Annotated in this window: 12 protein-coding genes and 1 tRNA gene; 3 read left to right on the top strand and 10 right to left on the bottom strand. The window is 70.0% G+C overall.

From position 1 onward, the window contains the following. A partial coding sequence (locus GY24_RS15950; RefSeq protein WP_456080964.1) for a Ppx/GppA phosphatase family protein occupies positions 1 to 191 on the top strand: 191 nt, incomplete at its 5' end. A gap of 123 nt (positions 192 to 314) precedes the next feature. Here GY24_RS15950 and GY24_RS15945 read toward each other — a convergent pair. From GY24_RS15945 to GY24_RS15910, 8 genes are all read right to left on the bottom strand, one after another. Further along, a tRNA-Leu gene (locus GY24_RS15945) sits at positions 315 to 388 on the bottom strand. Positions 389 to 471: 83 nt separating this feature from the next. Next, positions 472 to 2,043, bottom strand: a complete 1,572-nt coding sequence (locus tag GY24_RS15940; RefSeq protein ID WP_104477450.1) for an NAD(P)/FAD-dependent oxidoreductase — start codon at positions 2,041 to 2,043, stop codon at positions 472 to 474. Positions 2,044 to 2,085: 42 nt separating this feature from the next. Beyond that, complete coding sequence (locus GY24_RS15935) at positions 2,086 to 3,393, bottom strand: S8 family peptidase (RefSeq protein WP_233279422.1); 1,308 nt, start codon at positions 3,391 to 3,393, stop codon at positions 2,086 to 2,088. Between the two features lies 1 nt (position 3,394). Further along, positions 3,395 to 3,916, bottom strand: coding sequence for a DUF501 domain-containing protein (locus tag GY24_RS15930; protein ID WP_104477448.1), 522 nt, complete (start codon positions 3,914 to 3,916; stop codon positions 3,395 to 3,397). Further along, positions 3,913 to 4,398 (bottom strand): FtsB family cell division protein, encoded by a 486-nt coding sequence (locus GY24_RS15925; protein ID WP_233279421.1) that lies wholly within the window; start codon positions 4,396 to 4,398, stop codon positions 3,913 to 3,915. Before GY24_RS15925 ends, GY24_RS15930 begins: the two co-directional genes overlap by 4 nt. A gap of 63 nt (positions 4,399 to 4,461) precedes the next feature. After that, complete coding sequence (gene eno / locus GY24_RS15920; protein WP_083364640.1) at positions 4,462 to 5,742, bottom strand: phosphopyruvate hydratase; 1,281 nt, start codon at positions 5,740 to 5,742, stop codon at positions 4,462 to 4,464. 117 nt (positions 5,743 to 5,859) lie between these two features. Further along, positions 5,860 to 7,116 carry a histidine--tRNA ligase gene (gene hisS, locus GY24_RS15915; RefSeq protein WP_104477446.1) on the bottom strand — a complete coding sequence of 419 codons (1,257 nt, stop codon included), beginning with the start codon at positions 7,114 to 7,116 and terminating at the stop codon, positions 5,860 to 5,862. 195 nt (positions 7,117 to 7,311) lie between these two features. Next, on the bottom strand, positions 7,312 to 7,845 hold the full coding sequence (locus GY24_RS15910; RefSeq protein ID WP_104477444.1) for a ferritin: 534 nt from the start codon (positions 7,843 to 7,845) through the stop codon (positions 7,312 to 7,314). A gap of 84 nt (positions 7,846 to 7,929) precedes the next feature. Here GY24_RS15910 and GY24_RS15905 point away from each other — a divergent pair, with 84 nt between their 5' ends. Next, positions 7,930 to 8,898 (top strand): ABC transporter ATP-binding protein, encoded by a 969-nt coding sequence (locus GY24_RS15905; RefSeq protein WP_193953629.1) that lies wholly within the window; start codon positions 7,930 to 7,932, stop codon positions 8,896 to 8,898. After that, positions 8,895 to 10,004 carry an ABC transporter permease gene (locus GY24_RS15900; RefSeq protein ID WP_233279420.1) on the top strand — a complete coding sequence of 370 codons (1,110 nt, stop codon included), beginning with the start codon at positions 8,895 to 8,897 and terminating at the stop codon, positions 10,002 to 10,004. The genes GY24_RS15905 and GY24_RS15900 overlap by 4 nt, the downstream gene beginning before the upstream one ends. A gap of 174 nt (positions 10,005 to 10,178) precedes the next feature. Here the strand turns inward: GY24_RS15900 and GY24_RS15895 are convergent, their stop codons facing one another. Next, complete coding sequence (locus GY24_RS15895; RefSeq protein WP_104477440.1) at positions 10,179 to 10,886, bottom strand: MazG family protein; 708 nt, start codon at positions 10,884 to 10,886, stop codon at positions 10,179 to 10,181. A gap of 9 nt (positions 10,887 to 10,895) precedes the next feature. Continuing rightward, the coding region (locus GY24_RS15890; RefSeq protein WP_133161224.1) for a DUF1648 domain-containing protein at positions 10,896 to 11,451 on the bottom strand (556 nt) is incomplete at its 5' end.

The following is an 11,451-nucleotide window of genomic DNA, read 5'->3' as shown; positions in this document are numbered from 1 at the left end:
GCCTGGCGAGGATCCCCGCAGACGCCAGGCCCGCGCTGCCCGGCATCACCGCCGACCGCACCTTCCAGATCGTGGCCGGCGGCATCGTGCTCGCCGAGGCGATGGCGGTGTTCAAGGTGAAGGAGCTCGAGGTCTCGCCGTGGGCGCTGCGCGAGGGCGTGCTGCTGCGCTACCTCGACCGGCTGGGCTAACCGTCGGCTGGAAAACCCCCGACTGGGCCAACCGCCGACTGGGAAGCTCTCCCGCTGGACCCGCCTCCGACTCGACACCGCTGGCTTTGCCTGTGCGGTCGCCGCGGCGCGAATTCTTCTCTGTACCCCCACAGGGACTCGAACCCTGACTCGGACGATTTTAAGTCGTCTGCCTCTACCGATTGGGCTATAGGGGCGCGCTGTGCAGTCTAGCCGCGAACAGAACGGCCCCGAGGCGATGCCTCGGGGCCGTTCTTCAACACGTGTGCCGCGGCACCGCCTACTTGGCGGCGACGGCCTCTGCGACCTCGACGACCTCGGCGGCGACCTTCTTGGGTGCGCGCGCCTTGGCGGGGGCCTTGGCCTTGGCCGGAGCCGCGTCGGCCGGGGCCACGTCGGCCTTGGCCGCAGCGGTCTTGGCTGCAGGGGTCTTGGCTGCAGCGGTCTTGGCCGCAACAGTCTTCGCCGCGGGCTTGGCGGCCGCTGCCTTGGCCGGGGCCTTCACCGCGGCGACCGGAGCAGCCTCGACGGCGGGCTTCGGGCGGGAGGCGAACTCCTCGAACGCGGCGCGCGGGGTGGTCACCGCGGCGAGCGAGACGATGTCGCGACCGAGGAAGAAGTTGTTGATCCAGCCCCAGATCACGCGGATCTTGCGCTCCCAGGTCGGCATGGCCAGACCGTGGTAGCCGCGGTGCGCGAACCAGGCCGGGAGGCCCTTGATCGCGATCTTGCCGGACTGGAACACGCCGTAGCCGATGCCGAGGCCGGCAACTGCGCCCATGTTCTTGTGCAGGTACTCCTTGGGGCCCTCGCCACGCAGAACGGCGACGATGTTCTTCGCGAGCAGCTTGCCCTGACGGACGGCGTGCTGGGCGTTCGGAACGCAGTAGCCGCCGACGCCGCCGCCGGAGAGGTCGGGGACGGCGGTGATGTCACCGGCGGCCCAGGCACCCTCGACGATGTCTTCTTCGGTTCCGATGCGCAGGTCGGCGCGCACCTGCAGGCGGCCGCGCTCCTCCACGGGGAAGTCGGAGCCGCGCACGACGGCGGGGTTCGCCATCACGCCGGCGGTCCAGACGATGAGGTCGCTCTCGAAGCTCTCGCCGGTCGACAGCTCGATGACGCCGCCGACAGCCGACTTGAGCTGCGTGTCCAGGTGTACTTCTGCACCGCGCTGGGCGAGGTTCTTGAGCACCCAGTGGCTGGTCTCGAGGGACACCTCGGGCATGATGCGGCCCATTGCCTCGATGAGGTGGAAGTGCGTGTCGTCGAAGGTCAGCTGCGGGTACGAGCTGAGCAGCGAGCTGGCGAAGGAGCGCAGCTCGGCGAAGACCTCGATGCCGGCGAAGCCGCCGCCGACCACCGTGAAGGTGAGCAGGCGGTCGCGCTCGGGCCCGGCGGGCATGGCCGCGGCCTTGTCGAAGTTGGTGAGCACGCGGTCGCGGATCGCGACTGCCTCCTCGATCGTCTTGAGGCCGATGGCCTCATCCGCGACGCCCGGGATCGGGAACGTGCGGGAGACGGCACCGGCAGTGACGACGATGATGTCGTAGTCGAAGGTGTAGGGGTCTCCGACGGGCGGCGTGATCGTCGCCTGCTTGGTGGCGTGGTTGATTCCGGTGACCTTGGCGGTCAGGACGGTGGTCTTCTTGAGGTGCCGGCGCAGCGCGACGACGGAGTGGCGCGGCTCGATGGAGCCGGCGGCAACCTCGGGGAGGAAGGGCTGGTACGTCATGTACGGCAGCGGGTCTACGACAGTGACGTCAGCTTCGCCCTTGCGCAGCCACTTCTCGAGCTTCCATGCGGTGTAAAAGCCGGCGTAGCCGCCACCGACGATGAGGATTTTGGGCACGGTTGAGGATCTCCTACGTGATCATGGATGTGCGAAAACCGCTTACCTGCGCAGTATTCGCCTGAAATGCCGTGTGGCCCCTATGCCCAGCAGCACAATAAGGATAGCAAATCCTGCGAGCACAAGAATCGGCACGACGACGGTGGTCATCGTGAAACTGTTCGGGACGATGGATGCCAGCGAGCCCTGCTCCGGCGCGGGAGGGTCCGCCTTCGCCACGATCGGGTCGCGGGTGGACGGCTCTTCCTCGCTCGGGGCCACCGCCGCGCGGCGGTGCAGGTGCACCCACTCCTTGAGCTGGGTCTCCGGGTCGGTGCTGGCGGCGGCGACCTCGGCGTTGACGGCGGCGTCCGCGTCGATCAGCCCGTTGCCATAGATCTGCACGGCTCCACGCGGGACCGCCGTCGAGACGACCCGGTTGATGACGTCGGCCGCGCCGAGCTCCGGGTAGGCGGAGCGCACCAGCGCGACCAGGCCGGAGACGATCGGGGCGGCGCCACTGGTGCCGTCCCACTTTGCGTAGCCGCCGCCCGGCACCACGCCGACGAGGTCCTCGCTCGGGGCCGCGACCGAGATCGTGATGCCCTGCGAGGAGGCGTCGAAGCTGGCATCGCCGTCGCGGTCGACCCCGGCGACCGTGAGCACCCCGGGAATCGTCGCCGGGGCGCCGACTGCTGCCGTCCCGGCGCCGCGGTTACCGGCGGCCGCCACGACGACGACATCGTGCTCGAAGGCGTAGAGGAAGGCGTCATCCCAGCTCTGCGGCCAGTCCAGGGTGTTGCGGGTCAGGGACATGTTGATCACGTCGGCGCCGTTGTCGACAGCCCAGCGCACCGCGGAGGCGATCTGATCGTCGTTGCTGACCGTCGAGCCGGTGTTCGTGCCGAACGCCACGGATGCCGCAAGCAGCTCCGCCTCCGGGGCGACGCCGATCACGCCGCTGCCCGGGACCGGGCCACGGCCGCGCCCGGCGAGCAGGGAGGCCACCATGGTGCCGTGCTGGCTGTTGTCGCCGACCGGGGTCTGCCCGTTCTGGGAACCGATGCCCGAGGCGTCCATGCCGCCGACGATGGCGCCCTTGAGCTCGGCGACGGAGCCGTCGATGCCGGTGTCGATGACGGCGACGGTCACGCCGGCGCCCTTCGTGCTCAGCCAGGCCTCGTCGAAGCCGTAGTCGGCGAGCCAGTACTGCATGTCACGGATCTGGTCGGCGTGCGCCGGCGGGGCATCGATCACCGTGGTGCCCAGTGTGACGGCGGCGACGATCGCCACCGCCGCTGCAGTTCCCCACCGCCCCCAGCGCCGCATCAGCGAGTGGCCGCCGCTCGCCCGAACGTCAGTCGTCTGCAACTCACTCGTCGATCCCGGGGTAGACCACGCACTCGCACACTGCGGGCGACCAGGTGGAGCGGGCCAGGGCGAGATCGCCGATCGGGTTGACGCCGGGGCCAGCCGCGAGGGCGTGGCCGGCGAGGGCGTGCAGGCACTTGACGCGCACCGGCATGCCGCCGGCGGAGAAGTTCTCGAGCTCCGGAACGACCAGGATGCTGTTGCGGTCGGCCAGGTAGGCATCGTGGGCGCGGCTGTAGGCGGCACGCAGCTCCTCGTCCTCGCCGAGCATCTCGTTGAACTCGTTCATCACCTGGGTGGCCTCGAGGAAGGACATCGCCGCGGTGGCAGCCGGGTGGGACAGGTAGTAGAGCGTGGGGAACGGGGTTCCGTCGGCCAGGCGCGGCGCCGTGGAGACCACGGTGGGCGCGCCGCAGACGCAGCGTGCGGCGATGCCGATCACGTTGCGCGCCGGGCGGCCGAGCTGCGCCGAAACGATGGCGATGTCCCGCTCGGAGGCCGGATCGAAGGGGGGTGTCGTCATGGTGCTGGTGCGCTTTCTGCAAGGCCCGCCGTCATCACGGAGGCGAACATTGACTGTAACCAATCAAGCTGGGTGTTTTGGATTTCGGCGGTGACGGGCGCCTGCGCGCTCTCCTCCACCTGAGCCGGGAGGTCGATCACGAGGAAGCTCACCTCGCCCGGCATCACGTAGTAGAGCCGGTCCCTGGCCTGCGTGATGACGAAGGTCCGGTCGTTCCAGCGCTCGCGCTCGGCGTGCAGCGAGTCCACGTCCTTGCGCTGCGCCTCAACGGTGGCGCTGAGCGCGGCGATCTCCTGGCGCTGCTCGACGAGCACGCGCAGGCCCGGCGCCAGCACGACGACGGCGAGCACGAGGATCACCATCATGATCAGGGAGAAGCCGGAAAAACGGATGCCGCGCAGCCAGCCCCCGCTCGGGGAGTCGCCGGTGGCCATGGCCACCGGCACCTTCCGAGTGTGCGTCTTCGTCGAGGTGTCAGGCATTGCCCTGATCCTCCATTCGAAACGCCGGGTGCTTGCTGCGCGGCAGAAACCGCGGGGAGCGAGTTACGCGGTGAAGCGCGGGAACGCGCTGCGGCCGGCGTAGACGGCGGCCTCACCGAGTTCTTCTTCGATCCTCAACAGCTGATTGTACTTAGCGACGCGCTCGCTGCGGGCAGGCGCACCGGTCTTGATCTGACCGCAGTCGGTGGCGACGGCGAGGTCGGCGATCGTGGTGTCCTCGGTCTCGCCGGAGCGGTGCGAGAGGATCGCGGTGTAGCCGGCGCGCTGCGCCATGGCGACGGCATCCAGCGTCTCGGTCAGGGTGCCGATCTGGTTGACCTTGACGAGGATCGAGTTGGCGGTGCGCAGCTCGAGGCCCTTGGCCAGGCGCTTCGGGTTGGTCACGAACAGGTCGTCACCGACGATCTGCACCTTGTCGCCGAGCTGGGCGGTGAGGTGGGTGTAGCCGTCCCAGTCCTCCTCCTCCAGCGGGTCCTCGATGGAGACCAGCGGGTACGCCTCGACGAGCTCGGCGTAGTAGGCGACGAGCTCCTCGGCCGAGAGCTGCTTGCCCTCGAAGTGGTAGCTGCCGTCCTTGAAGAACTCGGTGGCGGCGCAGTCCAGGGCCAGCGCGATGTCCTTGCCGGGCACGTAGCCGGCGATCTGGATGGCTTCGACGATGAGGTCGAGGGCCGCGCGGTTGCTGGGCAGGTTGGGAGCGAAGCCGCCCTCGTCGCCGAGGCCGGTCGCCAGGCCCTTCGACTTCAGCAGGCCCTTGAGGGCGTGGTAGGTCTCGACGCCCCAGCGCAGAGCCTCGCTGAACGTCTCGGCACCCAGGGGAACGATCATGAACTCCTGGATGTCGACGTCGTTGTCGGCGTGCGAGCCACCGTTGATGATGTTCATCAGCGGAACGGGCAGGGTGTGCGCGTTCGGGCCACCGAGGTAGCGGAACAGCGGCAGGTCGAGCGAGTCGGCCGAGGCCTTCGCCACGGCCAGGCTGACGCCGAGCATCGCGTTGGCGCCGAGGCGGCTCTTGTTCTCGGTGCCGTCGAGCTCGATCAGAGTGGCGTCGACGACGCGCTGCTCGGTCGACTCGATGCCGTCGATCTCGTCGCCGATCTCGTCGAGCACGGCGTCGACGGCCTTGAGCACGCCCTTGCCGCCGTAGCGGGCTGCGTCGCCGTCGCGCAGCTCGTATGCCTCAAACGCACCGGTCGATGCGCCGGAGGGAACACCGGCGCGTGCGACGGTGCCATCCTCCAGGAGAACCTCGACCTCGATGGTCGGGTTTCCACGGGAGTCCAAAATTTCGCGAGCGCCTACAGCCTCGATCAGAGCCACAACTATCTCCTTGAGTAAGGGGGGTATGGGATGCGGAAAACACCGTCGTGATCCACCGCCCAGTCTACTCACGCGGCGGGCTGGGCAACGGATTCCGTCTCAGCCGTGCTGCCTGGCCTAGCCGCCGAGCGGCTTGAACTCCAGCTGGCCGGCATCCGTCACGCCCTGGCCGAGCAGTGCGAAGCGGGTGAAGCCGTCGGCCTCCGCCCGCTCGAGCAGCGCCTTGAGGTTCTTGCTGCGCTTCTCGAGGCGCACCCGGGTTCCGGATGCCACCAGCTGGCGCTTGAGCGCCATCAGCTCGGCCGGCAGGGCGTCCTTCTCGTGCACGATGACGGCGGCATCCGCCATGCTCGTGGCGTCCTCCGGCAGCAGGTCGACGATGCGCTCGAAGCCGATCGAGAAGCCGCAGGCGGGCACGTCGGTGCCGAGGAAGCGACCGATCATGCCGTCGTAGCGGCCGCCGCCACCGAGCGAGTAGCCGAGTTCGGGGTGGGCGATCTCGAAGATGGTGCCGGTGTAGTAGCCCATGCCGCGCACGAGGGTCGGGTCGAAGACGAGCTCGACCTCCGGCAGCGCGGCGCGCAGAGTGAGCAGCTCGGCGTACGCCTGCTGGTCGAGCCAGGCGGGCACGCCGCCGTCCAGCAGCTCCCAGCCGGCGTTCGCGATGCTCTCGAGCGTCTCGGCGATGCCCTCGGCGGCGATGCCGAGGCCGGCCAGTTCCTCGGCCACTCCCCCAGCGCCGATCTTGTCGAGCTTGTCGATGGTGATGAGCGCCCGCTCGTACTGCTTCTCCGGAACGCCCCAGTGGGCGAGCAGGGCCGCGAGGATGCGGCGGTCGTTGATGCGGATGCTGCAGCCGGTCAGGCCGAGCGCGTCCAGCGTGCCGGCGGTGGCGCCGATCAGCTCGATCTCGGCCAGCTGGCCGGCCTCGCCGATGATGTCGATGTCGCACTGCACGAACTGGCGGTAGCGACCCTTCTGCGGGCGCTCGGCACGCCAGACCGGCGCGATCTGAATGGCACGGAAGACGCCGGGCAGCGCGGAGCGGTGGGTGGCGTAGAAACGGGCCAGCGGAACCGTGAGGTCGAAGCGCAGGCCGAGGTCGGCCAGGGTGAGCACATCGCCGGATGCCGCGGCGGCGGCCAGGTCTTCCGCGCCGAGGCCGCGCTTCATGACGGCGAAGGCGAGCTTCTCGTTGTCGCCGCCGAGGCCGGAGTGCAGCCGGGCCGCGTCCTCCATGACCGGCGTCTCGATCTCGTCGAAGCCGTGCGCGGCGTAGCTGGCGCGGATGATGCCGAGCGCGTGCTCGCGGCGGGCCTTGTCGGCGGGGAGGAAATCGCGCATGCCGCGGGGCGGGGTCACAGTCTGAGCCATACCCCCATTCTTTCAGAACGGCCGGGCCTGCTCCGCGCGCGCGGCAGCCCGCGGCATCCGCCCGCGGCATCCGCCCCTGGCCTTTCGCCCGGCCCTCCCCTCGAGAGCCGCCGAGACGACAGTTGAGCGTGTTCCCGGCGACCGGGAACACGCTCAACTGTCACGTCGATGCGGGGCGCCGCCCGCCGGCGCCGGTTAGAGGGCGCCGCCGGCGGCCTCTGGCGCGTCGGAGTCGACGCCGCCGTCGCCGATCGTCTCGCGGGCCACGAAGTTCTCGAGGTCGAACAGGTTGTCCTTGGCGCGCTCGGCGATCGTCAGCAGCGTGCTCATCGAGGCGACCTCCTCGACCTGCTCCTTGAGGAACCAGAGCATGGCCTGCTCGCCGAGGGCGTCGCCGTCGCGGCGGGCAGCCTTGAACAGCTCCTCGATCTGGGTGGTCACCTGCTTCTCCTGCGCGAGCGCGAGCGCGACCGGCTCGACGACGTTGGCGAACTCGTTCTGCACGGCCGGCACACCGGGGATCGTGATGGGCAGGCCGCGGTCGAGGCTGTACTGCACGAGCATCATGGCGTGGTTGCGCTCCTCCACCGACTGGCGGTAGAAGTGGGCGGCCAGCTGGGGAAGGTCGTGCCCGTCGAACCACACCGCGATCGCGATGTACTGCTGCGAGGCGGCAAACTCGTTGCCGATCTGGATGGTCAGGAGTTCGTTGAAGGTCTTCTCGCTCATGAGGCGACGTTACCGCCGCGAATGCCGCGCTGGCTAGGGAGGGCAGGCTAGCCTGAGCACACACTCGCGATCGATGGGGGCACGATGAGCGCAGCACCGATGGGAATCAGCGTGACCGGCGTCAGTCGCAGCTTCGGGGCGGTGCACGCGGTGCGCGACGCATCGCTCGAGGTGCCGCCGGGGTCGGTCACCGGGCTGATCGGCCCGAACGGCTCCGGCAAGACCACCCTGCTGCTCATGCTCGCCACCTTGCTGCAGCCGGATGCCGGCAGCATCCGCATCGCCGGCTTCGACCCGATCGACGACACGACGCAGGTGCGCGCCCGGATGGGCTGGATGCCGGACGTGCTCGGCGCCTGGCCGACGCTCACCGTGCGCCAGGCCATCGAGACCACCGGCCGGCTCTACCGGATGCCGCAGCAGCAGGCGGCGCGGCGCACCGAGGAGTTGCTCGCCATCACCGGCCTCACCGCTCTCGCCGGCCAGCCGACCCGCGTGCTCTCCCGCGGGCAGAAGCAGCGGCTGAGCCTCGCCCGCGCCCTCGTGCACGACCCGGCGGTGCTGCTGCTGGACGAGCCGGCCTCCGGCCTCGACCCGGCCGCCCGGGCCGACCTCCGTGCGCTGGTGCGCCGGCTGGCCGGTGAGGGCACCGCGATCCTGGTGTCCAGCCACGTGCTCTCCGAGCTCGACGAGATGGCGGATGCGGCCGTGTACATGTCCGCCGGCGTCACGGCGAGCGCCGAGCAGGTGGCCCGGGCACAGAGCAGCCTGCGGCAGTGGCGGGTGCGCGCGCTGGACCGCGCGGTGCTGGCATCCGCGATCGCCGCCATCGGGATGCCAGCCGAGCGGGTGGCCCTGGACAACGTGGGCGCGCTGCTCTCCTTCGCCGACGAGGCCGAGGCCGCCGCGGCGCTCGGCCGGCTCGTCGGCGCGGGCGCGGCCATCAGCGACTTCGGGCCGGCCGTCGGGGTGATGGAGCACACCTTCCTCGATCTGAACCGCGACGTGAACCGCCCGCAACCACTGCCGACCGAGGGAGGGGGCGCAGCATGAGCACGACGCTGACCACCCAGACAGCCGCCGACCGGACCGAGTTCTGGGCCGGCGTCCGCCTGATCATCGGGCTCGAACTGCGCCAGCGTGTGCGCGGCGTGGCCTGGTACGTGTTGCTCGGCGTCTTCTTCGTGATCGTCGGGCTCGTGACCCTGCTGCTCTGGTTCGCCACGAACGCGATCGATTCCGGCGGCGGCGGCATGTTCTCCACCATCATCTTCTTCGTGCTGTTGCTCGGCTCGCTGGTGTCTCCGGCGCTCAGCGGCAACGCGATCAACGGCGACCGGGAGACCGGCGTGCTCGCCACCACGCAGGTGACGCTGATCAGCACCTGGCAGTTGGTGCTCGGCAAGTTCGTGGCGGCCTGGCTGACGGCACTCGCCTTCCTCGCCGCCGCGCTGCCGTTCCTGCTGTTCGCCGTGGTGCTCGGCCAGGTGTCGATCGGCACCATCGCCGTCTCGACCCTCGTGCTCGCCCTGGAGCTGGGCGTCATCGCCGCGATCGGCGTCGGGCTGAGCGGCATCCAGACCCGGCCGCTGTTCTCCATCGTCACCACGTACCTGGTGATCGCGGCGCTCAGCGTCGGCACCCCGATCCTGTTCGGCCTGGCCGGGTTGGCGACGCAGTCCACGGCGACGAGCACCTCGATCGACTACAACTGGGACGAGCAGGCGAACGGGGAGACGGGCGGCCAGTGGACCTGCGCCGCGCCCGTCGTCACGGAGTACTCGGTTCCCCGCTTCGACTACTACTGGGGTGTGCTGGCCGCCAACCCCTATGTGGTGCTGGCGGATGCCGCTCCCGGCACCTTTGACGACAACGGCAACCCGCGCGACCTGTTCGGCTGGATCGCGGTCGGCGTGCGCAGCGCCCAGCATCCGCCGGAGCTGAACAGCGTGTACGACGCCTGTGCCGATGGGCTGGGGCCGAACGACCCGCGCCCGAACGACTACGAGACGGCCGAGCAGATCTACAACCGCTCGGTGCCGTCCTGGTTCGTCGGGCTCACGGTGCACCTGCTGCTCGGCGCGGGCGCGCTGTTCTGGGCGGTGCGCCGCACCGACACCCCGGCGAAGCGCCTGCCCACCGGCAGCCGGGTGGCGTAGCCGCGGCCAAGCCAGCGAAACACAGGACCAGAGCGGGGCGAGCCCCGCAGAGCGACCCGGCGCCACTCTGCTCCTGTTTTTTGCGGCCAGATCGGCGCTGTTGGCTTCGGCCGCTGGCGCTCCCTCGAGCCACCGGGAAGTTGCGCGCCGGCTGGAAGGCGAGGCGGGTGAGGGCTACGCCGTGCCCTCGGCCTCGCGGATCTCCGCCTGGAAGTCGCGCAGCGTGCTGCGCAGCGCCCGCTCCGCGTCGAGGCCGCGCCCCTTGGCGCTGGCGACGATGGCCAGCAGCATCGGCCCGAGCTCATCCTCCGAGCTGAAGGCCGCGCTGAGCGGCGAGCCGGCATCCGCGCCGTCGTCGATCAGGCCGAGCTTCGCCGCCTTGCCGAGCAGTTTGTCGGCGAGCCCGAGCGAGGGCATGCCCTGCGGGATGCCGTCGAGCACGCTCGTGCGCTCCGGCTTCTCCGCGGCCTTGAGATCGTCCCAGAACGCGACGACGTCTTCGGAGGTCTCGGCGACGACATCACCGAAGACGTGCGGGTGCCGGCCGATGAGCTTCGCGTTCAGGGTCGCGGCGACATCCTGCACCGTGAAGTCCTCACCCGCGGTGTGCTCGGCGATGTCGCTGTGCAGGATCACCTGGTAGAGCACGTCGCCGAGCTCCTCGATCATCTCGTCACGGCTGCCTGCCTCGATCGCGTCGACGAGCTCATGGGTCTCCTCAACGAGGTACTGCACCAGCGAGGCGTGCGTCTGCTCGGCATCCCACGGGCAGCCGCCCGGTCCGCGCAGCTTCGCCACGGTCGCGATGAGCGCGTCCAGCGGGGTGCCCGCGGCCTCCGCGGGGGTCGTCGGGGCGGATGCGGCAGCGGCGGTTTCACTCATGCGCCCAGCCTAGGCGCCGACCTGGTGCGTCTCGGCGCGCTCGCTGCGGACGATGCCGACGACGCCGAACGTCAGCACTCCGAGGAACCCGCCCACCAGCAGGATGAACGCCCACGGCTCCGCCCAGCCGGGCACGCCGAACCAGGTCAGCAGGGCGACCGTGCCGATCAGCAGCGCGACGCTGAGCCCGAGGCGTTCCAGCATGCGCCGGGTGAGCAGCAGCGTCTGCGTCGTGGCGGGGGCGCGCGGGGAGAGCTGCACGCCGGCGGCCGGATGCGACTGGCTCCCGCCGAGTGCGTCGAGCACCGGCAACAGCGCGGCCAGCACCCACAGCAGCAGGGTGACGCCGAGGCCGATGAACACCGGCAACAGGAAGCCGGTCAGGCTCTTGGCCGCCCAGCGGTCCGGCGCGAATGCGGCGTCGAAGTGCACGGGCATCGGGTCGGGCACGGCCGGGTAGTGCGCGATGCCGATGCCGGCCACGGCGAGCAGATAGCCGAACCCAGCGAGGAACGGCCAGAGCCGGATCCGCGCCGGCAGCGGCGCCTCGGCCTTGCTCTGTGCG

This window comes from Microterricola pindariensis (assembly GCF_002936985.1).
Lineage (GTDB): Bacteria > Actinomycetota > Actinomycetes > Actinomycetales > Microbacteriaceae > Microterricola > Microterricola pindariensis.
Note: the sequence above shows the minus strand (reverse complement) of the source record. Positions and strands in the feature narration are given on the sequence as shown.